This is a genomic window from Streptomyces uncialis, assembly GCF_036250755.1.
Lineage (GTDB): Bacteria > Actinomycetota > Actinomycetes > Streptomycetales > Streptomycetaceae > Streptomyces > Streptomyces uncialis.
Genome location: NZ_CP109583.1, coordinates 8,267,220 through 8,293,705, shown reverse-complemented (window position 1 = coordinate 8,293,705; position 26,486 = coordinate 8,267,220). Strand labels below are relative to the sequence as shown.

27 protein-coding genes and 1 pseudogene are annotated in these 26,486 nt (G+C 72.6%); 12 read left to right on the top strand and 16 right to left on the bottom strand.

The annotated features are described in order from the left end of the window. Positions 1 to 105 precede the first annotated feature (105 nt). Positions 106 to 759 carry a class F sortase gene (locus OG711_RS34835; RefSeq protein ID WP_266517879.1) on the top strand — a complete coding sequence of 218 codons (654 nt, stop codon included), beginning with the start codon at positions 106 to 108 and terminating at the stop codon, positions 757 to 759. Between the two features lie 5 nt (positions 760 to 764). Here OG711_RS34835 and OG711_RS34830 read toward each other — a convergent pair whose 3' ends face one another. Both OG711_RS34830 and OG711_RS34825 read right to left on the bottom strand, forming a co-directional pair. After that, entirely contained in the window at positions 765 to 1,625 is an 861-nt protein-coding gene (locus tag OG711_RS34830) for a phosphatidylinositol-specific phospholipase C/glycerophosphodiester phosphodiesterase family protein (protein WP_405674410.1), read from the bottom strand. Between the two features lie 259 nt (positions 1,626 to 1,884). After that, a pseudogene (locus tag OG711_RS34825) lies at positions 1,885 to 2,925 on the bottom strand (MFS transporter); the annotation flags it as partial. A gap of 218 nt (positions 2,926 to 3,143) precedes the next feature. Between OG711_RS34825 and OG711_RS34820 the strand changes: the two are divergent. The 3 genes from OG711_RS34820 to OG711_RS34810 are packed head-to-tail and all read left to right on the top strand — an operon-like array spanning position 3,144 to position 4,615. Further along, on the top strand, positions 3,144 to 3,485 hold the full coding sequence (locus tag OG711_RS34820) for an ArsR/SmtB family transcription factor (protein ID WP_073795640.1): 342 nt from the start codon (positions 3,144 to 3,146) through the stop codon (positions 3,483 to 3,485). Between the two features lie 3 nt (positions 3,486 to 3,488). After that, positions 3,489 to 3,995, top strand: coding sequence for an SRPBCC family protein (locus tag OG711_RS34815; RefSeq protein ID WP_329562607.1), 507 nt, complete (start codon positions 3,489 to 3,491; stop codon positions 3,993 to 3,995). Further along, positions 3,995 to 4,615, top strand: coding sequence for a dihydrofolate reductase family protein (locus OG711_RS34810; RefSeq protein WP_073795645.1), 621 nt, complete (start codon positions 3,995 to 3,997; stop codon positions 4,613 to 4,615). Before OG711_RS34815 ends, OG711_RS34810 begins: the two co-directional genes overlap by 1 nt. A gap of 254 nt (positions 4,616 to 4,869) precedes the next feature. On the opposite strand, the gene OG711_RS34805 is transcribed toward OG711_RS34810, so the two are convergent. The 9 genes from OG711_RS34805 to OG711_RS34765 all read right to left on the bottom strand — a co-directional run bounded on the left by OG711_RS34805 (position 4,870) and on the right by OG711_RS34765 (position 14,468). Further along, complete coding sequence (locus tag OG711_RS34805; RefSeq protein ID WP_329562605.1) at positions 4,870 to 5,538, bottom strand: ABC transporter ATP-binding protein; 669 nt, start codon at positions 5,536 to 5,538, stop codon at positions 4,870 to 4,872. Continuing rightward, positions 5,531 to 6,625: an ABC transporter ATP-binding protein gene (locus OG711_RS34800; RefSeq protein ID WP_405674407.1), complete on the bottom strand. Its 1,095-nt coding sequence runs from the start codon at positions 6,623 to 6,625 to the stop codon at positions 5,531 to 5,533. The genes OG711_RS34805 and OG711_RS34800 overlap by 8 nt, the downstream gene beginning before the upstream one ends. Continuing rightward, positions 6,622 to 7,491: an ABC transporter permease gene (locus OG711_RS34795; RefSeq protein ID WP_329562603.1), complete on the bottom strand. Its 870-nt coding sequence runs from the start codon at positions 7,489 to 7,491 to the stop codon at positions 6,622 to 6,624. The genes OG711_RS34800 and OG711_RS34795 overlap by 4 nt, the downstream gene beginning before the upstream one ends. After that, positions 7,484 to 8,449, bottom strand: a complete 966-nt coding sequence (locus OG711_RS34790; RefSeq protein ID WP_073795653.1) for an ABC transporter permease — start codon at positions 8,447 to 8,449, stop codon at positions 7,484 to 7,486. Before OG711_RS34790 ends, OG711_RS34795 begins: the two co-directional genes overlap by 8 nt. A gap of 53 nt (positions 8,450 to 8,502) precedes the next feature. Beyond that, entirely contained in the window at positions 8,503 to 10,092 is a 1,590-nt protein-coding gene (locus OG711_RS34785; protein ID WP_329562601.1) for an ABC transporter substrate-binding protein, read from the bottom strand. Positions 10,093 to 10,394: 302 nt separating this feature from the next. Further along, a complete protein-coding gene (locus tag OG711_RS34780; protein WP_073795659.1) occupies positions 10,395 to 11,030 on the bottom strand; it encodes a helix-turn-helix domain-containing protein in 636 nt (211 codons plus the stop codon). 163 nt (positions 11,031 to 11,193) lie between these two features. Continuing rightward, positions 11,194 to 11,634, bottom strand: a complete 441-nt coding sequence (locus OG711_RS34775; RefSeq protein WP_073795662.1) for a hypothetical protein — start codon at positions 11,632 to 11,634, stop codon at positions 11,194 to 11,196. 345 nt (positions 11,635 to 11,979) lie between these two features. Continuing rightward, on the bottom strand, positions 11,980 to 13,281 hold the full coding sequence (locus tag OG711_RS34770; RefSeq protein ID WP_266512210.1) for an alpha/beta fold hydrolase: 1,302 nt from the start codon (positions 13,279 to 13,281) through the stop codon (positions 11,980 to 11,982). Between the two features lie 179 nt (positions 13,282 to 13,460). Next, the gene (locus OG711_RS34765) at positions 13,461 to 14,468 is read right to left on the bottom strand and encodes a LacI family DNA-binding transcriptional regulator (RefSeq protein WP_266512213.1); all 1,008 of its coding nucleotides are present in this window, start codon (positions 14,466 to 14,468) and stop codon (positions 13,461 to 13,463) included. A 182-nt stretch (positions 14,469 to 14,650) separates the two neighbouring features. Between OG711_RS34765 and OG711_RS34760 the strand changes: the two genes are divergently transcribed. The 4 genes from OG711_RS34760 to OG711_RS34745 are packed head-to-tail and all read left to right on the top strand — an operon-like array spanning position 14,651 to position 18,767. Beyond that, a complete protein-coding gene (locus OG711_RS34760; RefSeq protein WP_329562596.1) occupies positions 14,651 to 15,406 on the top strand; it encodes a (Fe-S)-binding protein in 756 nt (251 codons plus the stop codon). Continuing rightward, positions 15,403 to 16,905 carry a lactate utilization protein B gene (locus OG711_RS34755; protein WP_329562594.1) on the top strand — a complete coding sequence of 501 codons (1,503 nt, stop codon included), beginning with the start codon at positions 15,403 to 15,405 and terminating at the stop codon, positions 16,903 to 16,905. Before OG711_RS34760 ends, OG711_RS34755 begins: the two co-directional genes overlap by 4 nt. Further along, entirely contained in the window at positions 16,902 to 17,594 is a 693-nt protein-coding gene (locus OG711_RS34750) for a LutC/YkgG family protein (RefSeq protein ID WP_329562592.1), read from the top strand. Before OG711_RS34755 ends, OG711_RS34750 begins: the two co-directional genes overlap by 4 nt. A gap of 9 nt (positions 17,595 to 17,603) precedes the next feature. Then, on the top strand, positions 17,604 to 18,767 hold the full coding sequence (locus OG711_RS34745) for an ABC transporter ATP-binding protein (protein ID WP_073795674.1): 1,164 nt from the start codon (positions 17,604 to 17,606) through the stop codon (positions 18,765 to 18,767). Positions 18,768 to 19,026: 259 nt separating this feature from the next. Here the strand turns inward: OG711_RS34745 and OG711_RS34740 are convergent, their stop codons facing one another. Genes OG711_RS34740 through OG711_RS34730 form a run of 3 tightly spaced genes read right to left on the bottom strand, consistent with a single transcriptional unit; the run spans position 19,027 to position 21,351 of the window. Continuing rightward, the gene (locus OG711_RS34740) at positions 19,027 to 19,974 is read right to left on the bottom strand and encodes an ABC transporter substrate-binding protein (protein WP_266512225.1); all 948 of its coding nucleotides are present in this window, start codon (positions 19,972 to 19,974) and stop codon (positions 19,027 to 19,029) included. Beyond that, positions 19,971 to 20,648 (bottom strand): ABC transporter permease, encoded by a 678-nt coding sequence (locus OG711_RS34735; protein WP_073795678.1) that lies wholly within the window; start codon positions 20,646 to 20,648, stop codon positions 19,971 to 19,973. Before OG711_RS34735 ends, OG711_RS34740 begins: the two co-directional genes overlap by 4 nt. Positions 20,649 to 20,673: 25 nt before the next feature. Continuing rightward, on the bottom strand, positions 20,674 to 21,351 hold the full coding sequence (locus tag OG711_RS34730; RefSeq protein ID WP_073795680.1) for an ABC transporter permease: 678 nt from the start codon (positions 21,349 to 21,351) through the stop codon (positions 20,674 to 20,676). 212 nt (positions 21,352 to 21,563) lie between these two features. On the opposite strand from OG711_RS34730, the gene OG711_RS34725 reads away from it, so the two are divergent. Then, complete coding sequence (locus OG711_RS34725) at positions 21,564 to 22,442, top strand: hypothetical protein (protein WP_245877059.1); 879 nt, start codon at positions 21,564 to 21,566, stop codon at positions 22,440 to 22,442. Positions 22,443 to 22,643: 201 nt separating this feature from the next. Here OG711_RS34725 and OG711_RS34720 read toward each other — a convergent pair whose 3' ends face one another. Next, positions 22,644 to 23,024, bottom strand: a complete 381-nt coding sequence (locus OG711_RS34720; protein WP_073795683.1) for a VOC family protein — start codon at positions 23,022 to 23,024, stop codon at positions 22,644 to 22,646. Positions 23,025 to 23,410: 386 nt separating this feature from the next. On the opposite strand from OG711_RS34720, the gene OG711_RS34715 reads away from it, so the two are divergent. The 3 genes from OG711_RS34715 to OG711_RS34705 are packed head-to-tail and all read left to right on the top strand — an operon-like array spanning position 23,411 to position 25,820. After that, complete coding sequence (locus OG711_RS34715; RefSeq protein WP_329562587.1) at positions 23,411 to 23,962, top strand: nitroreductase family protein; 552 nt, start codon at positions 23,411 to 23,413, stop codon at positions 23,960 to 23,962. Continuing rightward, entirely contained in the window at positions 23,925 to 24,266 is a 342-nt protein-coding gene (locus OG711_RS34710; RefSeq protein ID WP_073795687.1) for a DUF6092 family protein, read from the top strand. The genes OG711_RS34715 and OG711_RS34710 overlap by 38 nt, the downstream gene beginning before the upstream one ends. Before the next feature lie 36 nt (positions 24,267 to 24,302). Continuing rightward, positions 24,303 to 25,820, top strand: coding sequence for a tRNA-dependent cyclodipeptide synthase (locus OG711_RS34705; protein ID WP_329562584.1), 1,518 nt, complete (start codon positions 24,303 to 24,305; stop codon positions 25,818 to 25,820). Positions 25,821 to 25,855: 35 nt separating this feature from the next. On the opposite strand, the gene OG711_RS34700 is transcribed toward OG711_RS34705, so the two are convergent. After that, entirely contained in the window at positions 25,856 to 26,434 is a 579-nt protein-coding gene (locus OG711_RS34700; protein ID WP_073795692.1) for a TetR/AcrR family transcriptional regulator, read from the bottom strand. Between the last annotated feature and the right edge of the window lie 52 nt (positions 26,435 to 26,486).

Sequence of the window (26,486 nt, the reverse complement as noted above, 5' to 3'; positions counted from 1 at the left end):
ACGCGCCGCGTCCCCCTCCCGAGACCCGGAAGACCCCGAGGCACCGTGACGCCGACCCACCGCACCCCGCAGGGCCCCGAAGGGCCCGCCTCCCGTCCCGCCCGGCTGTTCGGGCCGGTCCACCGCGTACGGCGGGCCGGCGCGCTCGCGCTCCTCGCGGTCACCCTGACCAGCACCCTCACCGCCTGCGGAGCCGGTACCGGTGACGAGGGGACGCGCTCCGCGCCGACCTCGTCCGCCGCCGGTTCGGCCCCCGCCACCGAAGCGCCGTCCGGCACCCCTTCCCCCGGCCGTACCGCCCGGGGCGACGAGGTACCCGCTCCCACCGAGGTGACGATCCCGTCGATCGGGGTGTCCTCCACGCTGATGTCCCTCGGACTCAACAAGGACGGCACGGTCGAAGTCCCCCCGGCCGAACAGGGCATGACGGCCGGGTGGTACACGGGCCGTCCGGCCCCGGGACAGCCGGGCCCCGCGGTGATCATCGGCCATAACTCCACCCGGCACGGCCCCGCGGTCTTCGAGAAGCTGCACCAGCTGCGCGAGGGCGCCCGGATCGACGTCCGTGACGCGTCCGGCGGGACCTCCCGGTTCACCGTCACCAGTACGGAGACCGTCAGCAAGAAGGCGTTCCCCACCGAGCGGGTCTACGGCGCGACATCCGAGCGGGTCCTGCGGCTCATCACCTGCGACGGCGACTTCGACGCCGAGGGGCACCCGGTGGACAACCTGATCGTGTACGCGGAGCTGCGCCCCTGACCGCTTCAGCCACGGCGTTGCTGTCGTGCGTCGAGGTACGCGGCGAGGCCCGCCAGGTCGTCGGTGTTGAGGTGGTCCACCCCGGCCGCGAGGAGTTCGTCCCAGACGGCCTCCCGCTGCGGTCCTGGTGCGTCGGGTGTGGCCCAGAACCGCACCCGCAGGCCCCGTGACCGGGCCTCGGCGGTGACTCTCCGCAGGGTCTCGCGCTCGGTCGGCGGGACGGGTCCCGCGCCCCGCCAGGTGAAGTGACGGCCCCAGTTGTCGCTGATCAGCGGGACGAGCGAGGGGCGGACCGCGGGCCCGAGGTCGGTGAGGCGGCCGTCGTGGAAGGCGTACCGGACCCGCTGTGCCGCCATCGGCTCCCGGGCCGCCCGGTCCCCCGAGACCACCACGGTGACCGGTCCGCGTCGTACCCGTCCGGCGCGGTACGAGCTGAGGAGCCCGGGGTACGCGCGCAGCCGGCGGTCCAGGGCGTGGTACGCCGACACGCCCTCGGTCTTGAGGTCGACGAGGAGTTGCAGGGACAGCCGGGAGCCCCGGTACACGGTGCCGTGGTGGGCCCGGACCAGGGCCGCGAGCGGTGCGAGGTAGAGCGCGTCGAGGGTGCGGGAGGGGTCGAGGTCCACCGGGTCGTGGGCCACGAGGAGTTGGCCGTCCACGAGGTGTACGTCGGCCTCGACGCTGGTGAAGCGGTGCGCCAGGGCGTCGTGCAGGGGGCGGGGGTGGGCGAAGTCGTTGTGCGCGTGTGCGTGCCGCAAGGGCCCGGGGTTCTGGGTGGCCCGTCCCTGCCCTCGCGCCTCGGTGGACCCGACCGCCCAGACGGTGAGCCCTCCCCCGAACCCGGCCAACACCCGCCGCCGCTCCATCCCGCCGCCCCCTCCCCGTCGCTCACGCCCCCGGGTTTCCTGTGCTTGGCGCACTTGTTCCTGTGCGGGTACTCGTCGGCTGCGCAGTTCCCCACGCCCTGGGTCTTCTGTGCTGGGCGCACTTGTTCCTGTACAGGTTCCCCGGGGTCGCGCAGTTCCCCGCACCCTAGGGTTCCCCGCCTTGACGCACCTCTACCTGTGCGGGCCTGACGTGAGGCATCGGCCGACGAACGGTTGGACGCGAACCCTGCCGGTCCCCTCAGCCGCCTGCCGACGATGCAGAACTGGACGGGTGGAGTTCGGCGTGCCGGATCATGGGGACCGACAGGCCGAGCGCTGCGGCCAGCAGGCAGATCGCGCCACATCCGATGAAGAACATGTCCGCTCCCCACAGGGCCACCGTGATGCCGACGGCCGGGAAGAGCACGGGAGCGAGGCCCAGCGTGCACAGAGTGGTGACCGAGACGACCCGTCCGAGGTAGCGGGGGTCTGTCTCCGTCTGGACCAGGGCACCAGTGAGGGTGGTCGTGAACCCGCTGGTCAGTCCGATCAAGGAACCGAACATGACGGCGATGGGCAGTGAGGCCGCGTGCCCCAAGGCGACCGCTCCCGCAGCGGTGGCGAGCAACGCGCCGCACATCACCAGCCCGGCGCGCGGTATCCGGGTCGAGACGGTGAGCAGCAACGCTGAGGCCGCGGCTCCGACGCTGAACGCGCTCGCGATCCATCCCATGCCCGAGGCGCCCCAGCCGCGTTCGTCGGCCAGGAGCACCAGGCCGGTGGCGACGGGACCGCTGAAGCACATCTCGCTCAGCCCGATCACGGTGACCAGCGGTGCGAGCATCCGGTGCCGACGGACGTATCGCAGACCGTCGCCCAGTTCACGCCAGGCGGAGGCGCGCTGGGGTACCTCCGCGGAAGGAGTGATCCGCACGGTGAGCAGAGTGACGAGCGAGAGAGCGAAGAGGACTCCAGCGGCTGTGAAAGCGCCGGCCGCGCCGCCGATCACCAGTACGGTTCCCGCCAGGAGCGGTCCGACGGCGTTGCTCAGCCGGATGGATAATCCGCGCATCCCCTGGACCCGGGCGAGCTGGTCAGGTGCCGTGATACGCGGCGGGAGCGCGCCCACCGCCGGCATGAATACCGCGTCGACCACTCCGAAGATCAACGCGACCGTGACCAGGAGCCACACGCTCGGGGACGCCAGCATGACTGCCACGGCGGCGGCGAGGACGACCGCGCAGCGGACCGCGTCGCTGACGACAGCGACCCGGCGTGGCCCGAACCGGTCGGCCACCAGATGTTGTGGACATCCCGAACCTCGACCTGAGCCTCGCGTTCGAGACCCCTGCTTCGCGGCGACCTCGCGGCCGCGAGTGCGGCGGATGCTTCCCGCGGGCGCTTCACAGGTGGGGCAGCCGGACTGTTCGACGATGGCGGCCGGTTCGGTGAGCTCCGGCACGGCCGGCCTGATTCCTTTCCACTTGACGCATGCCGATATCGGCATACGATTGTCCCATGGCACGAGCAGCGACGACGTCGGACGTCTTCAACGCGATCGCCGAGCCGCAGCGCCGGGAGATCCTGGTACTGCTGCGGGCGGGTGAGCGGTCGGTGACCGAGTTGGCCCAGGAGTTGGGGATCACCCAGCCGGGAGCGTCCAAACACCTGCGGGTGCTCCGGGAGGTCGGGCTGGTGCACGACCGCAAGGCAGGCAAGCAGCGCCTGTACGGCCTTGACGCCGACGGGCTGCGGCCCGTCCATGAGTGGACCGGCGGTTTCGAGCAGTTCTGGAACGAGAGCTTCGACCGACTGGACGCCTACGTGCAGGACCTGAAGCAGACAAGGAATGCGGAGTAGCTGATGAGCACGAAAGAACAAGGAACGCCGGCGCGGTCGGCGACAGCCGACCGCGAGATCGTCGTCTCCCGGATCATCGACGCCCCACGGGAGCTGGTGTTCGAGGCGTTCACCGAGGTGCGGCACCTGTCGCGGTGGTGGGGACCGGAAGGGTTCACCACCACCACGCGGGCGTTCGAGTTCCGCGTCGGCGGAGAGTGGGACTTCGTGATGCACGGACCGGACGGGACGGACTACAGCGAGTGGATCACCTGGACCGAGCTCGCCCCGCCGGAACGGATCGCGATGCTTCACGGTGAGCGCCGCGACGACCCGAACGCCTTCGAGTCGGTCCTGACGTTCACGCCCGACGGTGCGGCGACCCGGATCGAGATGCACGCGGTGTTCCCCACCAAGGAGCAGCGCGACGAGGCGGTCGAGAAGTACCACGCGATCGAGAGCGGCCGGCAGACTCTGAGCAACCTGGCCGCGTACGTCACCGAGATCGCTCGGAAGGGGGTTGAGGGCTGATGGCCGGGAAGGTGTTCTTCAGTGTGTCGATGTCGCTGGACGGTTTCATCGCGCCCGAGTCCTCCGAGGAATTGATGGGGCAGCAGTGGGTGGAGCTCCAGCGGTGGATCTTCCCGCTGCGGTTCTTCCGGGAGAACCTGAAGCTGGGCGAGGGCGGCAAGGAGGGGCGTGACAACGACATCGTGCGGGAGACGTTCGAGCGCACCGGCGCGAGCGTGATGGGCAAGCGCATGTTCGATGCCGGCGAGCGGATGTGGCCGGAGGAGGCGCCGTTCCACACGCCGGTCTTCGTCGTGACGCACGAGAAGCGTGACCCCTGGGAGCGGCCCGGAGGGACCACCTTCCACTTCGTCAACGACGGCATCGAGTCCGCCCTCGACCAGGCCCGCGAGGCCGCCGGCGACCGGGACGTCCGCATCTCGGGCGGCGGCGCAACGATCCTGGAGTACGTGAACGCCGGCCTGATCGACGAGTTCTCGATCGCGCTCTCACCCGTGCTGTTCGGCTCCGGAATCCGCCTGTTCGAGGGCGTGGACGCCGGGCGCGTGGCCCTGGAACAGGTCCGCGCGGAGCCCTCCCTGAGGGTGACGCACCTGACCTACACCGTCCGGAAGCGGTAACTGTCCCGACGGCAGCAAGCCCAGGGGCGCGAGGAACTGCGCACCCCCGTCCAGCCCGCGCAGGAACAAGTACACCCAGCACAGCAGACCCAGGGGCGCGGGGAACTGCGCACCCCCGTCCGACCCGCGCAGGAACAAGTACACCCAGCACAGCAGACCCAGGGGCGCGAGGAACTGCGCACCCCCGTCCGGCGCCCGCAGGGACAAGTACGCTCAGGTGGGGGAACCCAGGGGCGCGGGCCGAGGGCGGCCCGTCACCGCGGGGACGGCGCCGTGAGGTCCGGCCACGCGACCGTACGTGCGCACCAGCGTTCCAGCAGCACCCGGTCGTGCCCGACGGCAAGCAGCGCCGCCCCGCTCCGCGCCCGGTACTCCTCGACCACCCCGACGAGCGCCGCGGTCGTCGACGCGTCGAGCATCGCCGTCATCTCGTCGCAGATGAGCAACCGCGGCCGCAGCACCAGCGCCCGCGCGACACAGGCCCGCTGCAACTGCCCGTCGCTCACCTCATGGGGCCGCCGTCCGAGCAGGTCACCGCCGAGCCCGACGGCCTGGGCCAGTTCCTCGGTCCGGGACCGCGCCTCGGCGCCGCGGCCGGTCGCCCGCAGGGGTTCCGCGATGATGTCGGCGATCCGCAGCCGGGGGTCGGCGGACAGCCGGGGCTGCTGGAAGACCACACCGATCGCGGTGCGCTGGGCCCGCGGCGCGTGGTGACGCCAGCCCGCGACGGGCACCCCGTCGAGGATCACCTCGCCCGCGAAGGGCCGGTGCAGCAGCGCGGCGACCCGCGCGAGGGTCGACTTGCCGCAGCCGCTGGGACCGAGCAGGCCGACGGAGCCGCCCGCCTCGATGGTGAGACCCATCCCCCGGACCACGGGGGCACGGCGGTCGTATCCGGCGGTGACGGAACGGAGTTCAAGCACCGCTGACCTCCCGGGCGGTGGCCTGCCGGGGCAGGGGATGGTGACAGGCGACCCCGTCGAACACGGGCAGCGTCCCGCAGAGCCCGGTGGCCCGGTCGCAGCGTTCGGCGAAGGCGCAGCCCCCAGGCAGCGCGGACAGCTCCGGCGGCATCCCGGGGATGGCGGTGAAGGCCCGTTCGGGCAGGGCGTTCAGCAGCCCGTGGGCGTAGGGGTGGCGGGGCCCGCGCGCGCCGAAGAAGCCGGGCGCGTCCTGGATCTCCACGATCCGGCCCGCGTACATCACGGCGACCCGGTCCGCGACGCGTTCCGCGGCGGCGAGGTCATGGGTGATGAGGAGCAGGGCGCGGTCCTCGCCGGTGTGGCGGCGCAGTTCGTCGACGGTCCGGTCGACCAGCGGGCGGTCGAGGCCGGTGGTGGGTTCGTCGGCGAGCAGCAGCGGGGCGTTCCCGACGAGCGCGAGGGCGGTGGCGGCGCGCTGGGCGAGGCCGCCGGAGAGTTCATGGGGGTAGCGGTCGAGGTGGTCGGCGGGGAACGCGGCGCGTTCGGCGGCGGCCTCGGCGGCGGCGCGCAGCTCGGGCCGCCGGGTGGCGGTGACCTCGCGGAGGGTCTCCTCCAGCTGGGAGCGGACCGTGCGGACGGGGGTGAGGTGGGCGGCGGGGCTCTGCGGGACGAGGGCGACGCGGCGGCCCCGTACGCTCCGGGCCAGGGTTGCCTCGTCGGCGGTGAGCAGGTCGGTGCCGTCGGCGAGGACGGCGGAGCCCGCGGTCTGGGCGTTGGCGGGGAGCAGTCCGAGCAGCGCGGAGGCGAGGACGGACTTGCCGCAGCCGCTCTCCCCGACGAGGGCGAGGCACTCACCGCGCGCGAGGTCGAATCCGGCGTCGGTGACGGCGCTGACGTAGGTGGTGCCCCGCATCCGGAACCGGACGGACAGCCCCCGGACGGACAGCACGGGTGACTCGGCGCCGGGTGCCGTGCCGGGCACCGGACCGCGCGGCCCGTCGGCTGCCGTACGAGGAGCCCGCGAGCGGGCGGCTTCCGTGCCGGGGGCGGCCGGGCGGTCCGGTGCGCCGCGCGTTGCGCTGCTCACAGCATCAGCTCCGATCGGCGTCGTGGGTTGAGGCGTTCGCGCCAGGCTCCGGCGAGTCCGGCGACGGCGAGGGTCGGGACGATGATGAAGAGCCCGGGGAAGAGGGTGGGCCACCAGTCGCCCGCGAGGAGGGAGCCGCGGGCGCTCTGCACCAGGGTGCCGAGGCTGGCCTGGTGGGTGGGCAGGCCGAGGCCGAGGAAGGACAGCGCGGACTCGTGCCAGATGGCGTGCGGCACCATCAGCACGGCGGCGAGTCCGGCCTGCGGCAGGACGCCGGGCACCAGGTGGCGTACGGCGACCCGGCGGCGTGAGGCGCCGCCGGATATCGCGGCGTCGATATAGGGGCGGGAGCGCAGCGACAGCACTTCGGCGCGGACGATCCGGGCGGTGGACAGCCAGTGGGTGAGGGCGACGGAGAAGACGACGGGCCAGACCCCGGGGCGGAACATCGCGACGATGAAGATGCCGAGCAGCAGATGCGGGACGGACGCGAAGGCGTCGACGAGGCGCATGACGAGCCGGTCGACCCAGCCGCCGAACACGGCGGCGGCGGTGCCCACGGCGGTGCCGATGACGGTGGCGACGACCGCGGCGACCAGGCCGACGAGCAGGGAGACCCGCAGTCCGTAGACGCAGCGCAGCAGCAGGTCGCGCCCGACGTCGTCGGTGCCGAAGGGGTGCTCCCAGGACGGGGGCTGGAGTTTCGCCGCGAGGTTCACGGCCTGTTCGTCCAGCTGGACGAGCGGCGGGACGAGGAGGACCGCGATCACGACGACCGCGACGACGACGGCGGAGGACCGTATGCGCCAGGTGCGGGTGGAGCGGCGGGTACCGCCGCGGGAGGTCCAGAGGGTGGTGTCAGCCATCGAAGCCCACTCTCGGGTCGGCGAGTCCGTACAGCAGGTCGGCGAGCAGGTTGCCGAGCAGGACGGCGGCGGTGGCGAGGACGGTGAGCGCGGCGAGCAGCGGGAAGTCGACGGAGGTGGCGGCCTCGACGGTGGCGGCGGCGATGCCGGGCCAGCTGAAGACGGTCTCCACGAGGAGGGCGCCGGTGATGAGTTCGGGGACGCGGGAGCCGACGAGGGTCAGCACGGGCAGCATCCCGGAGCGCAGGGCGTGGCCGACGAGGACGGTCCGGGGGGCGAGGCCGCGGGCGCGGGCGCCGCGTACGGGGTCCTCGTCGAGGGCGTCGCCGACGCCCTGGCGTACGTAGAGCGCGAACCAGGGCAGCTGGGAGATCCCGAGGACGGCGGCGGGCAGGATCAGATGGCTCGCGACCTGTCCGGCGGTGATGACGCTGCTGCCGGTGTCGGTGAGCCCGCCGGCCGGGAGCACCCCGAGTTTGAGGGCGAACAGCCAGACGGCGAGCAGGCCGAGCCAGAACGGCGGGGCGGCTTCCAGGGTGTACGCGAGGGAGGTGACCGCGCGGTCGACGATCCCGCCGCGGCGGCGGGCGGCGAGGACGCCGAGGAGGGTGCCGAGCAGGATCGCCAGGGCGAACGCGGTGGTGGCGAGGAGGACGGACCAGCCGATGCGTTCGGTGATGACGTCGGCGACGGGCTGGCGCATCACGGAGGAGTCCCCGAGATCACCGCCGACGGCGGCGGTGAGCCAGTCCCACCAGCGGGCGGTGAAGGGGCGGTCGGCGCCGAGGTTGGCGCGGAGCTGGTCGAGGTTCTCCTGCGAGGCGGTGAGTCCGGCGGTGCCCGCGTACGCCTTGACCGGGTCGAAGGGGGAGGCGGCGGCGATCGCGAAGACGCCGAAGGTCACCGCGAGCAGGATGGGCACGGCGAACAGCGCCCGGCGTCCCGCGAGCCGGGCCATGGGTCCCCAGGGCAGCCCCCGTCCGGTGCGGGGGCCGCCGGCGGCGGCTTTCCTCACTTGGCGGGCTGCCAGTCCTCGACGTTCCACCAGGGCCCGGAGGCGAGGCCGTGGTCGTGCGGCTCGACCTGGGTGGTGAGGGTGCCGTAGCGGTCGTCGACGACGTACAGGTGGTCGATGTGGGTGAGGAAGGTGTAGCCGGGGTTCTTCACCAGTTCGCGCTGGACGGTGTCGTAGGCGGCGGCGCGTTCGGCCTTGTCGCCGCTGCGCCGGGCGTTGTCGAGGGCCTTGTCGACGGCCGGGTTGTCGTACCAGGCCATGTTGTTGAAGCCGTCGCCCGCGAGGTCGGACTTCAGCAGGGTGTACTGGTCGAAGTCGGGGTCGGCCGGGGAGCCGCCGCCCGCGAGGACGGCGTCCTTGGGCATCCGGGGCTCGATGACCTCCCAGGTGCCGGCCTGGACCTTGATCTCGACGCCGGCCTTCTTGGCGTCGGAGGCGTAGGCGAGGGCGTGGTCCTGGCGGAGCTTGTCGCCGGAGACGTACCAGAGCGGGAAGGAGGCGCGGACGCCGTCCTTCTCACGGACGCCGTCGGAGCCGGGCTTCCATCCGGCGTCGTCGAGGATCTTCTTCGCCCGGTCGAGGTCGTGGGCGCGCTCGGTGCCCTCGGTGAACCACTCGCTGTCGGTGGGGACGGGGCCGTACGCCTCCTTGCCCGCGCCGTTGAGGATCGAGTCGACCATGGCGCCCCGGTCGACGGCGATGTCGAGGGCGCGGCGTACGGCGGTGTCCCCGGCGACCTTGTTGCCGGTGGGGAGGGTGACGACGCGGTAGTCGAAGGTCTTGGCCGCGTGGGTCTTGCGGTCCTTGTCCTTGGCGAAGGTCTCCGCGAGGTTCGGCGGGAGGATCGCGCTGTCGAGGTCACCGGAGCGCAGCCGGGTGGCGCGTACGTCGTCGTCCTTGATGACGGCCATGGTGAAGTTCTTGACCTTCGGGGCGTCGCCCCAGTGCCCGGGGTTCGCCTCGAAGACGAGCTTCTCGCCCTTGGACCAGCTGACCAGCTTGTAGGGGCCGGTGCCGATGGGCTTGGTGGTGAAGGCGCCGGTGTTGACGTCCTGGCCGCCCGCGACGTGCTCGGGGGCGATGGGCAGGACGGTCCGCTCGGCGAAGGGCGCGTAGGGGTACTTGAGGCGGAACACCACGGAGTGGTCGCCCTCGGCGGTGACGGTCTTCAGGGCGTCGAGTTCGCCCTTGGACGCGTTGTTCGTCTTCGCGTCGAGGATGGTGCGGTAGGTGAAGACGACGTCCTTGGCGGTGAACGGCTTGCCGTCGCTGAACTTCACGCCCTCGCGGAGGGGGTACGTGTAGGTGAGGCCGTCGTCGCCGACCTTCGGGAGTTCGGCGGCGAGCGCGGGGCGCAGGTTCATCTGCGCGTCGTGCGTCAGCAGTCCGTCGAAGATCTTGGAGTTGCCGTCCTTGCCGAAGCCGAGCAAGGGGCTCAGGCTCTCGGGTTCGTAGCCGATGCCGACGACCGCGGAGTCCGCGTTCCCGCTGTCGCCGCCGCCGGGTGCCGAACAGGCCGTCGCGGCCACCGCTATCGCGGCGACGACCGCCACGGTGCCCGTACCACGTATCGATCGGGCCCTCATGCCGCTCCACCCCTAAAGGTTCTCTGAGTCGTTGAAGATCAGAAGTTGTTGCCACTCGTTCGCAGTTGTGCATTATGCACCAGGTAATGGGCGTGTCAGGAGTGGGTCCCGTACGACGGGCTGCCCTCCGGGGCGGCCGGAGGGCCGTGGCGGGCCGGTGCGCCGGGAAGGTTCCCGCTGGTGACGGCGGGCGTGTGGGGGAACTCACAGCCGGTGGACCGGGTGGGGCGCGGGCACGGAAGAGGCCGGTCGCGACCGTGGGCTCGGCCGTCCGGGTCGGCCGTCCGGGTCAGTCGTCCGGGTCAGTCGTCGGGGTCGGTGTCGGCGCGGGGGCGGGTGGGCCTGGCGCGTACGTGCATCCGCTCGCCCTGCGGTCCGAACAGGCTCAGGAACTCCACCGGACCCTCGCCCGTGGAACCGAACCAGTGCGGCAGCCGGGTGTCGAACTCGGCGGCCTCCCCGGCGGTGAGCACCACATCGTGCTCACCGAGCACCAGCCGCAGCCGCCCGGACAGCACGTACAGCCATTCGTAGCCCTCGTGGGTGCGCGGCTCGGGGTCCGGGGAGCGGGCCGGTTCGACGACCTTGTACGCCTGGAGGCCGCCGGGCTGACGGGTCAGCGGGAACATGGTGCGGCCGCCGCGGTGGATGGGCTTGGCCCGGATGCGGGGGTCGCCGACGGGCGGGGCGCCGACGAGTTCGTCCAGCGGGACCTGGTGCGCGCGGGCGATGGGCAGCAGCAGTTCCAGACTGGGCTTGCGCTGCCCGGACTCCAGCCGGGACAGCGTGCTCACGCTGATGCCCGTCGCGGCGGACAGTTCCGCGAGGGTCGATCCGCGTTCCTTGCGCAGGGTGCGCAGCCGGGGCCCGACCCCCGCCAGTACGTCGCCGGTACGGTCCTCGTCCTGGGCGGGCTCGGGGCGCTGGTCATCGGTCACGGGTTCAGTGCAGTTTCGGCAAGGAGATTTGTCAAATGACGCGGTGCCCGGCCCGCCGGGGAGCGGACCGGGAGACGCGGGGGCCGCGGGTCCGCGCGGCCGGTGGGGACGGCCGCACGGGTTCGTGCGCGCCGGGGCGTACCCGGGGGCGCGGCACCGACCGTCAGGGCTTGTAGGTCTGGTCCAGCAGATAGAGCGTGGAGCCGACCTCGGTCATCACGCTCTCGGCGGTCGAGGTGTCCTGACAGGCGACATTGAGATCGGTCTCGAAGCGGCTGATCTCCTGTTGCGCGGGCGCCTCGGCGCCGTCTCCGCGTTCGTCGGTGAGGACCTCGGCGGCCATCACCCAGCGCTCCTCGGGGGTCATCTGCTGGCGGAACTGGTCGCAGGTGGTGTCCGCGGTGGCCCGCTTCCAGGTCTGCTCGTACCTGCCGTCCGGACCGGGCACGGGAAGCGACGCCTTGGTGGTGCCGGCCGGCGCCGAGCTCCCGGCCTGGGCGGCGGTGCTGGATCCGCTCTCGACGGTCCCCCCGCCTTCGGTGCCACAGGCGACGAGTGCCGCCGACAGAGTGGCGATGGTGAGAAGAGCGGACCTGGTGCGCATGACGGTGCCCCCACGATAACGGTGCTGTGGAAGGACATTCTTGAGGGGAATGGACCGCGCGGCACTAGAGCCCAACGCTTCGTGTCCTACCCGTGACGCACCGCCGATGTGGTCTGGACCAGCAGTTTTGTCCTCGGAAGGGGTTTCCGGCGCCTCTTCGGGAACCCCCGGCGGACCGACCTGCGACGCAGCGCGGCCACCCTGACGAACCGTCACGGCGGTCCGCTCCGGACGGCACCCCGCGCACCCCCGCCGCCACGGGGGTCCCGGCCCCCTCCGGACCGGGGAGGCCGGGCCGCCGAAGGGCAGGGAGGCCGGGGCCGTCGAAGGGCGGGGCGGGCGGGCTCAGACCTCGTCGCGGACCAGTGCGAGCAGTCGGTCCAGGACCCGGTCGCCCCCGACCCGCACCCCGTCGTGCTCGAACTCGTCGGTCACCCAGGTGCGCAGCCCCCGTACGGTCCCCGCCGTGGCGAGGGAGTGCGCGGTGTCCACGTACATGTCGTCGTGGTAGACGGCCGCGGCGACCGGCACCTCGTTGCGGGCGAGGCTGTCGGCGTCGTACAGCGGGGCCCAGTCGGTGCGGTCGGCCAGCAGGTCGGCGGCCTCGCGCAGCGGGCGCAGCGCGGGGTCCGCGTCGAACATCCACGGGTGCACCGTCTCGCCGGTGAACAGCAGCGGGCCGTCGCCGGTCAGGGCGCGCTCCGCGTCGAAGGCCGGGAACTCGGCACGGACCCGCTCGGCCGACCACGCGGTCGGACGGTGGTCCTGGGCGTAGATGGACTCGTGCACGAGCGCGTACAGCGGGTGCCCGGCGTGCGACAGGAGTCCGTGGACCTCCGCGAGGAAGGCGTCCGCGAGCGCGGGGCCCGACGGGGTGCGGACGAAGGCGTTCTCCAGCAGATAGTGCAGCCGGTGGCTGCCGTCCCCGCCGCCGAGGAGGATGCCGAGCGACTGGAACGCCTCCACGGTGAGGCGGTAGCCGCCGTCCGTGACGACCTCGTGCTCCCGCAGATGCGCGGCGATCCGCCAGGCCCGCTCGACGTCCATCGGGTAGCGGGCGTAGTGCGCGGCGACCTTGCGCGCGATACGGGGGTACGCCGCCCGGTACACGTCGTCGGCGTGACCGTCGAGCGACGGCAGACCGCCGGTGATCAGGGCGGCGGCCAGCCCCTCGGGCGCGGACGACAGATAGCGGGTGGCGCAGAAGCCGCCGAAGCTCTGGCCCAGGACGGTCCAGGGGGCGCCGCCGGTGAGGGCCGGGCGGATGGCCTCGCAGTCGCGGACGATCGAGTCCGAGCGCAGCAGCGCCAGATGGTCGGCCTGTTCGCGGGGGCCGCCGCGCAGGGGCAGCGTCTGCCGGGTCGCCGGGGTGGAGCGGCCCGTACCGCGCTGGTCGAGCAGCAGGACCCGGAACTCCTTCAGCGCCCGGGGCAGCCACGCGCCGCTGCCCGCGAAGCGGTTGGCGCCGAAGCCGGGGCCGCCCTGGAGGTAGACCAGCCACGGCAGTTGCTCCGGGTCCTTGCCCGGCGCCACGGCCTCCCGGGCGAAGAGTTCGATCTGCTCACCGGAGGGGGCGTCGTGGTCCAGCGGGACCGAGAAGTGGTGGTCCGTGAAAACGACGCCCGGCTGGCGGTAGGAAAGCGGCACGGGGTCCTCCTGCGGTGATCGGTATGGGGGCTTGTGCGCCCAGTTGACCACAGGGGCCGGTACGTCCCGCCGCCCGGGGCGCACCGGGGCTCCGGGGCCGCCGGGCGGCCTTTCGTCCGGTCCGGCCGGGGCTCGCGCGCCCCGGTTCCCGTGTTCCGCCCGGTCCGGACGGGACGCCGCTACACCGGCCCCCGGGTGGAGTCGCGGACCACCAGTTCCGGCGGGAGCACCACCCGGCGGTGCCGGTGGGACGCCGAGGAGTCCGTCTCCTCCAGCAGCAGTCCCGCGGCGAGCGCGCCCATCTCGGCGGCGGGCTGGCGTACCGAGGTCAGGGGGACGGCCGCGGCCGACGCGAACTCGATGTCGTCGTAGCCGACGATCGCCAGTTCGCCAGGGACCCGGGTGCCCGCCGCGAACACCGCCTGGAGGACCCCGAGGGCCAGCAGGTCGTTGGCGCAGAACACCGCCGTGGGCCGCTCCGCGAGAGCCAGCAGCCGGGCACCGGCGTCCCGGCCCGCCGCCACGTCCAGCCGCTGGGTGGGCAGTTCCCGCAGCGCGTCCGGGGACAGACCGGCCTCGGTGAGCGCCAGCCGGGCGCCCTCCCGGCGGTCGCGGACCTGGTGCAGTTCCTGCGGACCGCTGACGTACGCGATGTGCCGGTGCCCGGCCCCGGTCAGATGGCGTACGGCGAGCGCCGCCCCGGCCACATGGTCCACGGACACCGAGCACTCCGTGGTGCCCTCGGAGACCCGGTCGACCAGGACGAACGGGATGCCGTGGCGCCGGAACGCCGCGATGTTGGCGCCGGTGGCGTCCGCCGGGGTCAGCAGCACCCCGCGCACCCGCTGCTCCGCGAACAGCCCCAGGTACTCGGCCTCCTCGGCGGCGCTCTGCGCGCTGTCGCAGACCATCACCCCGAGCCCGGCGGCCCGCGCCGCGCGTTCGGCGCCCCGCGCCACGTCCACGAAGAACGGGTTGCCCAGGTCCAGGACCAGCAGCGCCATCATCCGGCTGCGTCCGGCCCGCAGCTGGCGGGCGGACTCGCTGCGGACGAAACCGAGCTCCTCGATGACGGACCGGACCCGGTTCCTGGTCTCCTCGGAGACCAGGTCGGGACGGTTGATCACATTCGACACGGTCCCCACGGACACTCCGGCCGCTCTGGCCACGTCCTTGATGCCGACCATGGATGCCCGGTGCTCCCGTCCTGCCGCGCGGCGGCCCGTGTCGGGCCCGAGCGTGTCAGGTTATGCCGCCTCGGGGCCCCGGTCCGGACGGCCGGTACGGCCCGGGGCCGGGGCTCTCCCCCGGCGGGGCGGGTCGGCGTAGGGTGCGGACCGTCCGGTGATCGCCGAAGGAGGAACCCGCGATGCGTGTCGCCCTGTTCCTGACCTGCGTCAACGACACGCTCTACCCGGGCACCGGGCGGGCCGTGGTGAAACTGCTGGCCGGGCTGGGGGTGGACGTGGACTTCCCCCTGGGGCAGACCTGCTGCGGGCAGCCCCAGTACAACACCGGGTACCGGCGCGGGACCGAGCCGATCGCCCGGCGTCTCGCGGAGGTGTTCCGCGACCACGACGCGGTCGTCACCCCGTCCGGGTCCTGCGCGGCGATGGTGCGGGAGATGTATCCGCGGCTGGGTGAGCGGGCCCGCGCGGAGGGCCGGGGCGACGCTCTCGCGACGGCCCTGGCACCGCTCGCGGACAAGACGTACGAGCTGACGGAGTTCCTGGTCGACGTACTGGGGGTGACGGACGTGGGTGCCTGGTACCCGCATACCGTGACGTACCACCCGACGTGTCACGGGCTGCGTTCGCTGCGGCTCGGGGACCGGCCGCTGCGGCTGCTGCGCGCGGTCCGGGGGCTGGAGCTGGTGGAGCTGCCGGGCGCCGAGGAGTGCTGCGGGTTCGGCGGCACGTTCGCGGTGAAGAACCCCGGGGTGTCGGTGGCCATGGGCACCGACAAGGTACGCAGCGCGGAGGGCACCGGCGCCGAGGTGCTGTGCGCCGCCGACAACTCGTGTCTGCTGCATCTCGGCGGGCTGCTCGGCAGACAGGGGTCACGGATGCGGCCGGTCCATATCGCGGAGATCCTGGCGAGCACCCGGGAAGAGGTACGGCGATGAGCGCCACCCCCCTCGGGATGCCCGCGTTCCCGGACGCCGCGCGGGACGCCCTGCGGGACACGACCCTGCGCGGCAACCTACGGCACGCCACCCACACCATCCGCGACAAACGTGCCCGCGCCGTGGCGGAACTCTCCGACTGGGCGCGGCTGCGGGAGGCGGGGAAGCAGATCAAGGACCACACCCTGCGCCATCTCGACCACTATCTGCTCCGGCTGGAGGAGTCGGTGACGGCGGCGGGCGGGACCGTGCACTGGGCCGCCGACGCCGCCGACGCCAACCGGATCGTCACCGCGCTGGTGAAGGCGACCGGTGAACGCGAGGTCGTGAAGGTCAAGTCGATGGCGACCCAGGAGATCGGGCTGAACGAGGCGCTGGCGGCCGAGGGCATCCGCGCCTACGAGACGGATCTGGCCGAGCTGATCGTGCAGCTCGCCGACGACCGGCCCTCGCACATCCTCGTCCCCGCGATCCATCTCAACCGGGCGGAGATCCGGGACGTCCTCGTGTCCGCGATGGGCGACTGGGGGCGTCCCGCGCCGGACGGGCTGACGGACGCGCCCGCCGAGCTGGCGGAGGCGGCCCGGCTGCATCTGCGGGAGAAGTTCCTGCGGGCGAAGGTGGGGGTGTCCGGGGCGAACTTCATGGTCGCGGAGACGGGAACCATGGTCGTCGTGGAGTCGGAGGGCAACGGCCGGATGTGTCTGACCCTGCCCGAGACGCTGATCTCGGTGGTCGGCATCGAGAAGGTGGTACCGGCCTGGCGGGACCTGGAGGTGTTCCTCCAGACCCTGCCCCGCTCGTCGACTGCCGAGCGGATGAACCCGTACACCTCGATGTGGACCGGGGTGACGGACACCGACGGGCCGTCCGCGTTCCATCTGGTGCTGCTCGACAACGGCCGCACCGACACCCTCGCCGACGAGGTGGGCCGTCAGGCGCTGCGCTGCATCCGCTGTTCGGCCTGCCTCAACGTCTGCCCGGTGTACGAACGGGCGGGCGGTCACGCCTACGGGTCGGTGTACCCGGGTCCGATCGGCGCGATCCTCAGCCCGCAGCTGCGGGGCACCGGGAGCGCCGTGGACGCGTCGCTGCCGTACGCCTCGTCGCTGTGCGGGGCCTGCTACGACGTGTGTCCCGTCGCGATCGACATCCCGGAGGTGCTGGTACGGCTGCGTGAACGCGTGGTCGAGGGCGGTCCGGCGGTGCGTCGGGGCACCCGGGTCGTGCTGCGGCCCGCGCGGGGGCACGCGGCGCAGCGGGCCGCGATGCGCGCGGCGGGCTGGGTGTTCACCCGTCCCACGGCGCTGGCCGCCGGTCAGCGGCTGCTCTCCCGGACCCGGCGGCTGCATCCGCGCAGGCTGCCGGGTCCGGGCCGGGCGTGGAGCGCGGACCGTGATCTGCCGGAGGTGCCCGAGGAGTCGTTCCGCGACTGGTGGCGGCGTACCTCGGGCGGCCGCGACAGCGCGGGCGGAAGCGGGCGGGAGGAGCGGTCGTGAACGGCAGGGAGGTCGTCCTCGGCCGGGTCCGGCGGGCGCTCGCGGGCGGGTCCGGCGCCTCCCCCGGGCCGGACGGCCCTGTCGCCTACGACGGGGTACGGGACTATCTGCGCGTCCATGGCGAGCGCACCCCTGAAGAGTCCGTGGACCTGCTCGCCGCGCGTCTGACGGAGTACCGGGCGCTCGTCCACCGGACGGACGACGAGGGGCTGCCGGAACTGCTGATGCGGCTGCTGTCCGAACAGGGCCCCGACGAGATGCTGGTGCCGCCCGCGCTGCCGCCGTACTGGCTGTCGGCGGCCGATCCGGTCCGTGTCCACGACCGGGCGGCGGTCACCGCGCGCAGGCTGGACCGGGTGGGGAGCGTCGTCACGGGCTGCGCGCTGGCGATCGCCGAGACCGGCACGATCGTCCTGGACGGCGGGCCGGAACAGGGCCGCCGCCGGATCACCCTGATCCCCGACCACCACATCTGCGTCGTGCGGGTGCCGGACCAGGTGGTCTGCTCCGTGCCGCGGGCGATCGAGCGGCTGGACCCGCGCCGGCCGCAGACCTGGATCTCGGGTCCGTCGGCGACCAGCGACATCGAACTCGACCGGGTGGAGGGGGTGCACGGTCCGCGCACCCTGGAGGTGGTGCTGCTGAGCGGGGACGGCCACGCGTGTGCGGGTGGTGACGGACCCGGTTAGCGTGGGGGAATGATCCGGTTCGAGCAGGTCGGCAAGCGCTACCCGGACGGGACGACGGCCGTGGACGATCTGTCGTTCGAGGTGCGTGAGGGCGAGCTGGTGACCCTGGTGGGTCCCTCGGGGTGCGGCAAGACGACCACGATGATGATGGTCAACCGGCTCATCGAACCGACCTCCGGCCGCATCCTGATCGACGGCGAGGACATCTCCACCGTCGACCCGGTCAAGCTGCGCCGCCGTATCGGGTACGTCATCCAGCAGGTGGGACTGTTCCCGCACCGGACCGTCCTCGACAACACGGCGACCGTCCCCACCCTGATGGGCTGGAAGAGGACACGGGCCCGGGAGCGGGCCGCCGAACTGCTGGACCTGGTGGGCCTGGACCCCGCGCTGTTCGGCTCCCGCTATCCCGAGCAGCTGTCCGGCGGCCAGCGGCAGCGGGTGGGGGTGGCCCGCGCGCTGGCCGCCGACCCGCCGGTGCTGCTGATGGACGAGCCGTTCGGCGCGGTGGACCCCGTGGTGCGGGAGCAGTTGCAGGACGAGTTCCTGCGGATGCAGGACGCCGTGCGCAAGACGGTGCTGCTGGTCACGCACGACATCGAGGAGGCGGTCCGGCTCGGTGACCGCATCGCGGTGTACGGGCAGGGCCGCATCGAGCAGTTCGACACCCCGGGCGCGGTCCTCGGGACCCCCGCCACCCCGTACGTCGCGGAGTTCGTGGGCGCGGACCGGGGTCTGAAGCGGCTGTCGGTGACGGCGATCGAACCGGACGACCTGGAGCAGCCCGTGGTCGTCCGCACCGGTGAACCGGCCGGGCGGGCCGCCGGGCGGCTGCGCGGCGAGGACGCCCGCTGGGGTGTGGTGCTGGACACGGACGGGGATCTGCACGGCTGGGTCGGCGTGGACGAGCTGGCGCTGGCGGGGCCCGGCGCGACGGTCGGGGACCTGGCGCACCGGATGAACGCGTGGGTGCCGGTGGGTGCCCCGCTGAAGCAGGCGTTCGGGGTGATGCTCCAGCACGACGCGGGCTGGGTGGCGGTGATCGACGGGGCCCGGTTCCTGGGGGTGCTGACCCCGGCGAAGTTGCACGAGGCGTTGCGGCGGTCGGTCGACGCGGACGCGCAAGGGGTCGCGCGGGACGAGGTCTCGTTCGACTCGGTGTCCGACGTCTGAGGGTCGTCCTGGCTCGTGCCCGCCCCCAGGTCTTCCCACCTGGACGGGCTTGTTCCGGCGGGGCCGTTCGTGGGTGCGCGGTTCCCCGCGCCCCTGGGGTCGCGCCCCTCGTTGTCGCCGCTCGGGTGCGGGTCGCCCGTGGTTGCTCGCGCAGTTCCCCGCGCCCCTGGGGTCGCGCCCCTGGACGTACGTGTCTCCGTGCGGGCCGTTCGTGGGTGCGCGGTTCCCCGCGCCTCTTTCGGGGCGCGTCCGCAGCGGGTCAGAGGAGGCCCTTGTCCTCTAGGTAGGTGCGGGCCACGTCCTGTGGGAGTCTGCGCCAGCTGTCGATCTGCTGGTTGAGGGAGGCCAGATCGGCCGTGGTGAGGACCTTGTTCAGCTTGTCGAGGGCCTTGGTCGGCCCCGCCCCGCCCGCGCGGGAACGGTTGACGACGGGCACGATGTAGTCGGCGTTCTGGAGGTGCTTGTCGTCGGCGAGGATGACCAGCCCGAACTGGGCGAGCGTCGCGTCGGTCGTGGTGGTGAGGACCATCTGGTCCTGCCCGGACTGCACGGCCTTCTTGGCCTGGGTGGTGCCGACGCCCTTGGGGTCGATACCGGTGATGTCGATCCCGTACACCTTCTTGAGGCCGGGCTCGCAGTACGGCCGCTTCACGCACTCGTCCCCGGCGGCGAGCCGCACCTTCAGCCCCGAGCGTCCGAGGTCGCTGAGGGTCTTCAGCCGGTGCTCGCGCGCGTACGACGCGGCCACCGCGAACGCGTTCTGGTCCACGGCGCGGCCCGGATCGAGGACGGTGAGCCCCCGGGGCGTGGCGAGACGGCGCAGATTGTCCATGGTGGTCGTCAGATCGGGGGACCCGGCGGGCGGGGCGTCGGGGCCGTTCGCCTTGGCGTTGAGCCAGTCGGCGAACGTGGCGGCGTACTCCGGGACGACATCGATCTGGCCGGACTCCAGGGCCGGTTCGTACAGCTCGCGGTTGGCGACGGTGAGCATCCGGGTGGAGTAGCCCGCGTCCTTGAGCAGCAGGGCGTACATCTGGGCGAGGACGTCGCTCTCGGTGAAGCCCGCCGAGCCGACGACGAGGTTCTTGTTGTCGCCGGGTGAGGCGGCCACCGCGTCCCGGGTCTCCAGGGACGGTCCGCCGGCGCAGCCGCCGGCGGTGAGGCAGAGCAGGGCGAGGACGGCGGCGGGGGCCGCGCGGCGGTTCATCCGCCGCGCCCGGCGCGGGCCCGGTTCGGCGCCAGCCGTTCCACGGCCTCGAAGACGCCCTCCACCAGCAGCGCGAACACGGCGACGAGGACGGCGCCCGCGACGACCTGCGGGGTGCTGGCGAGGTTGAACCCGGCGGTGATGATCCGTCCGAGTCCGCCGCCGCCCGCGAGCGCGGCGATGGTCGCGGTGGCGACGAGCTGGACGGCGGCGATCCGGACCCCGCTGAGCACCATCGGCGAGGCGAGCGGCAGCTCGACCCGCAGCAGGACCTGCCGTCCCGTCATCCCCATACCGCGGGCGGCCCGCACGACGTCCTGGTCGACGCCGCGCATCCCGACGTAGGCGTTGGTGAGCAGCGGCGGTACCGCGAACAGCACCAGGGCGATCACGGTCGGGCCCTCCCCGTACTCGCCGACCGGGGTGAGCAGCAGCAGGACGAGGACGGCGAAGGTGGGGACGGCCCGGCCGACGTTGGAGATGTTGACGGCGAGCGCGCCGCCCTTGCCGAGATGGCCGAGGACCAGGGCGACGGGCAGGGCGATCAGACAGCTGATGACGAGGCAGACGACGGTCAGCAGGAAGTGCTGGAGCAGCCGGTGCCAGACGCCGTCGTCCCCGGACCAGTGGGCGGGGTCGGCGAGCCACTGCCAGGCGTCGGTGAGGGTGGTCAGGGCCGCCGCCTCCCCTGGTCGGCGCTCATGCGCGGGCGGCCCGGGTCCAGGGGGTCAGCAGCCGCTGGACGCCGAGGAGCAGGAGGTCGGCCGCGACCGCGATGACGACGCAGAGCACGGACGCGGTGAGGACCTGGGCCTTGAAGTAGGTGTTCATCCCCGCGTAGATCAGATTGCCGAGGCCGCCGAAGCCGACGATGGCGCCGACGGTCACCAGGGACACCGCGGAGACGGTCGCGATCCGCAGTCCCGCCATCGAGGCGGGCAGGGCGAGCGGGAGTTCCACGGTGAGCAGCAGCCGGACCGGTCCGTAGCCGAGGCCGCGGGCGGCCTGCCGGGTCTCCTCGGGGACGCCGCGCAGGCCGACGAGGATGTTCCGGACGAGCAGCGTCAGCGAGTAGAGGACGAGTCCGGCGACCACCAGGGACGCGGACAGCCCGTACGCGGGCAGCAGCAGGGAGAACATCGCCAGCGACGGGATGGTGTAGAGGACGGTGGTGACGGCGAGGACGGGCCCCGAGGCCCAGCGCCAGCGCCGTGCGGCGACGGCCAGCGGGACGGCGACGACCAGGGCGATCAGCACCGCGAGGAAGGTGAGCTGGAGGTGCTGGACGGTCGCGTCGGTGAGGATATGGCTCCTGGTCGTCAGGTACTCGCCGCAGATCCAGTCGTTGCGGGCGAGGCAGTCGTCCGGCGGGGTCATCTGCCCATTCCAGCGGCGCGGCCGCGGGGTCGCCCGTCGGGGTGGGCCGTCCGGGGGCTCCCGGGCCACTCGGGGGTGGTGAACGGCGCCGGGTCGGCCCAACGGAATGCGGGGTTTGCGCCGGGGCCGGGCACAGATGTCACACCGGTGCCCCGGAATCCGTCCGCGCGCCGCCCCGAGCCCCGCTCCTCGTCGTCGAAAGGCCCCCTCCCGTGCCCGCGAGCCCCACCCGGACGTTCCGGACCCGCCCTGCCGTCCGGACCGTCGCCCGGACCTCCCGTTCCACCGGTACCGCTCGTACCGTCCGCGCCACCCGTTCCGCGCTGGCCGCGCTCTCGTGCGGTGCCCTGCTGCTCACCGGCTGCTCCGCCGGGGCCGGGTCCGGACGGGCCGGGGGCGGTGGTCCGGCCCCGCTGAACGCCAAGGCGGGCAGTGCGACGGGCCCGTCGGCCCGGCCCCCGATCGAGGGGCGCCCCGGGCCGGGCACGGCCGGTGAGGTCGCGGCGGTCCCCGGGCTCGGGCCGGGGACCCGGGCCCGGATTCCGGCCCGGACCCGGCAGGCCCTCGTGGTGACCGGCGCCGGACGGGACTCCAGCGCGGGCACGGCCGCGCTGCACCAGCAGGGCGCCCAGGGCGTCTGGCGCACCGTGGCCGGACCCTGGCCCGCGCACAACGCGCTGCGCGGCTGGACGGACGACCACCGGGCGGGCGATCTGCGCAGCCCGATCGGGGTGTTCGGCCTCGGTGACGCGGGCGGGCTGCTGCCCGACCCGGGCACCGCGCTGCCGTACGACCAGGACATCGAGTTCGGCGACTCCGGCACGGGCTACCTCGACGAGTCGCTGGAAGGCTCCTTCGACTACGTCCTGGCGATCGACTACAACCGGGTGCCCGGTACGTCGCCGCTCGACAAGACCCGGCCGCTGGGCGCGGACAAGGGCAGCGGGATCTGGCTCCATGTGGACCACGGCGGCCCCACCAAGGGCTGTGTGTCGCTGCCGCGCGGCCGGATGCGGGAGCTGCTGCGCGCGCTGGACCCCCGGCTGCGGCCGGTCGTGGTGATGGGTGACGCGGCGTCACTGCGCGGCTGACGTCCACGGCGGGCGGGCTCCGACATCGGCCACACGGGTGCGCTCACCGACCGCCTCACCACTCTCGTCGGCCCCCCGCGGTCCCCCTGACCGCCGCCCCGGTGCCGGTCGGCGGTCGCCTCCGGTCGCGCCGGACGCCCCGGTCACCCCGGACGCCCCGGACGCCTCGGTCGCCGCCGGGACACGAGGGGCCGTCGTGGGTCACTTGAGGGAGCGCAGCATGAACGAGTGCCCGGCGGGGTCGGACAGCAGCCGCCCCTCACGGGTGGTGCCCCGGCCCTGTACGTCCATCGGGGTCGCCCCGAGACTGACCGCCTCGCGCTCGGCCTCGTCGAGGTCCGACCGCGCCACCATGATCAGCAGATGTGCCTGCTGCGCGTCCTCGGGCCGGGGCCAGCTCGGCGGCGCGAAGCCGTGGTCGCGCTGGAACCCCAGCACGGATCCGTCCTCGCCCCTCACCTCCACGAGGTCGGGGTCACCGGTCGGGCGTATCTCACCGCCGAGCAGGGCCGCGTAGAACTCCGCGAGCGCCTCGGGGTCGGCGCAGTCGAGCGCCAGGACGGCCGTCTTGGGTACAGGCATCTTTCCTCCAGTTGGCCGTGGGTCACCTTGGGCCGTCTACCCGCGTTCACACACCTCATGCGGTACGGGAACGTCGGCGTTCCGCCCGGCGGAACACCGGCGCCGAGGCAACGGACGAGCGGCCCGAAATCCCGTTCATGGCACGGAGTTCCGGCCCCCGGGAATGCTCCGGGCAAAGGACCGGCGGAATCGCGGACCAGCGGACCATCACACTTTGACCCCGCGCGGGTGAATGGATCGGGGATGCCGGGAACGGCCCGGATCGGGCATGCCACAGTTCCGGTGCGCGCCGCTCGACGGCGACGCCCTCACGGTTCCCGGCGCTTCGCGAACACCGCGTCACGGGGACTCTCTTGAGTGCGGTTCGGGGTTCGGAGAGGAAGTCGTTGTCCACCCAGCAGTCATCAGCCGTCATGCGTGTGCTCCGTACCCGGAGTGCGGTGCGGCAGTTCACCGACCAACCCGTGTCGGACGACCAGTTGGAGCAATTGATCGACGCCATACTGGCCGCCCCCACCGGGGGGAACAAGCAGGCCTGGGCCTTCGTGGCCGTGCGCGACCCGCGCACCCTGCGGCTCGTACGGGCTTTCTCCCCCGGGATGATCGAGCCGCCGCCGCTCGTCGTGGTCGCGTGCTTCGACCGTTCCCGCGCGGTCAAGGACGACGGCGAGTTCTGGGACGAGGGACTGCTGTGCGTGGCGATGGCGGTGCAGAACCTGCTGCTCGCCGCCCATTCCCTGGGGCTGGGCGGCTGTCCCGCGGCCAGTTTCCGTCGTGGTTCCGTCGCCACGATCCTCGGGCTGCCCAGCCATCTCGAACCCCTGCTCCTGGTTCCCCTCGGCCACCCGGCCAGGGATCTCGTATCACCGCCCCGCCGAGACCGCAGTGAGGTAGTCAGTCATGAGTTCTGGGGAAACGGCACTCCGGCCGATCGATGAGGAACTCCTCCTTCTCACCGCGTATCTGCTCAGCAGCGGGCGGGGACTTCTGGAGGAGCCCCAGCAATACGGCCCCTTCCGCTGCATCGACGCCGCCCGGCGGGTACTGGTGCTGCTCCGGGACCGCGGTGTGACCAACAGCGAACTCCAGGAACTGCACGGCCGGTTGGAGGATTTCATGTGCGGGCCGATGGCTCCCAGGGATCTCACCGCGTTCCTCGACGAGGTGTGCGGGAAGCTGACGCTGCTGCTGCGGGACTCCGATCTCATCCGGCGGGGTCCGGCTTCCCCCGCCACCACCTGACGGCGGGGAATCCGAACGGCCGAGGGAAGCAGAGACATGACGAAGTTCGAGGTGGAACCCGTCACCCCGACCTGTCGGCGGATCTATGAGCGCGGTGACCACGCGCTGATCGGCGTGAGTGCCGGGAACAGCTATTTCCATCAGGAACGGCTGGGTTCGCTGCTGGCCTGGGCGGAAGAACACTTCACCCTGGTCGACGTCCTGTACATCGACACCCATATCGACGCCATGCTCATCGCGACGGGACTCACCCCGGCCCAGGCCGGCAGTCGCACCAGAAGCATGCTCAAGGATGTCCGGCGAAGAATCCGGCGTGCCCTGGAGAAGACCTCGGGCACCGCGCACGGGCGGCTCCGGGTGCGGTCGATGTCGGAATGCGCGCAACTTCCCGCGTATCAGGCGGTGCTGCGCCGGCTGGACCGGGATTTCGACGACAGCGGGCCGGTGCGGCGGGCCGCCGAGGAACAGGTACGCGAACTCCTCGAACACCATTCCGGCCCCGTCACGGAGCACTCCGCCGATTCCGTGCAGATACAGGCGGGACTCGCGTACGTACGCTCGGAGATCCCCTTCCTGCTCGACACCCCCGCCATTCTGGGCGTCCCCTCCTCGGTCACCTGCTATCACAAGCTGATGCCGGTGGTCACCGCGCTGTACCAGGAACCCGGGAGCCCCGGGCGCAGCCCCCGGCAGGGATTCCTCGTCGTCAGCCCGGAACCGGTCGCCGCGCCGGATTCCCCGCCCCAGCAGACCCGTTCACGTACAAGGAGAGAGCAGTTGACCCTCACGGAGCAGTACGACGAGATCGCGGCGGACTACACCGATGTGGAGCGGGTGTTCAGCACCTACCGCAGCCTCATCGAGATCCCGTCGCTCCTGCGTGCCCTCGGCCCGGTCGAGGGGGCCTCCGTACTGGACCTCGGGTGCGGTTCCGGGGCGTACGCCCGGCTGCTGCGGCGCCGGGGCGCGGCCGAGGTGCTGGGTGTGGATGTGTCGCCCGGCATGATCGAGGTGGCGCGGGCGCTGGAGGAGCGGGAGCCGGTCGGGGTGCGGTACGAGGTCGTGGACGCGGCCGACATGCCCGTCCTCGGCACCTTCGACGCCGTGGTGGCGGTCGCGGTCCTGCACTACGCGGACAGCCGGGCGACGCTGGCCCGGATGATGAGGCAGACCTGGGCCAATCTGGCGCCCGGGGGCCGCTTCCTCGCCTATGTGGGCAATCCCCGGCTCCCGGCGGACAGCGCCCAGATGAACGGTCTCGTGGTGCACCGTCCCGACAACGCCCGTGACGGTGACCCCTCACCCCTGACGATCCCCACGACTCCCCCGACGACGCTGCCCGCGCGGTACTGGAGTTGCGAGACCATCGAGAAGACCCTGCGGGCCTCCGGGTTCACCGATGTGGTGTGGGAACCGCTGGACGGTCTGCCGTCGGGTGCGCAGGAGCCGGTGAACCTGCTCGTCAGCGCTCGCGCACAGCCCGTGGGCGCGGCGGAGGCCGTCGCTCCGTCCGCCCATGAGCGGGCTCCGCTGGCGGCCACGGCGGCTCAGTAGCCGTCCCAGGCCCGCACGCCCGTGTCGCCCCGGGATCAGAGTGCGGCGAGGGCGCTGTCCGCGACGGCGAGCAGCGCCTGCCGGTCCTTCTGGACCCGGGCGAGGACCCGCAGCCCGTAGTACGTGCTGAGGACCTGGCGGGCGAGGGTGCGCGCGTCGCCCGGTGCGGTGATCCCGCCGTCGCGCTGCCCTTCCGCCACGGTGTCGGTCAACGCGTCCTCCACGGCGCCGAAGTGGCGCTGGAGTTCCTCGGCGACGTCCGGGTCCTCGCTCCCCATCTCGATCAGCGCGTTGACCGCGAAGCAGCCCGCGGGTCCGGTCCCGGACAGGTCCAGGTCGACCGCGTGGACCATGAGGTGGCGCAGCCGTTCCTTGGCCGGTCCCGGTGCGCGCAGCCCGCGGGTCTGTTCGGCGGTGTGGACGGCGAAGTACTCGCGCAGGGTCCGCAGATAGAGCTGCCGCTTGTCGCCGAAGGTGTTGTACAGACTGGACGGTCCGACGCCGGTGCGGTCGGTCAGGTCCCTGGTGGACGTCGCGTGGTAGCCCTGCCGCCAGAAGGCGTCCATCGCGGAGCCGACCGCCCGGGCCTCGTCGAACTTCCGTGGCCGTGCCATGACGCGATCGTAGGGGTTCTGAAGCGACCGCACCAAACCCCCGGTTATCGCC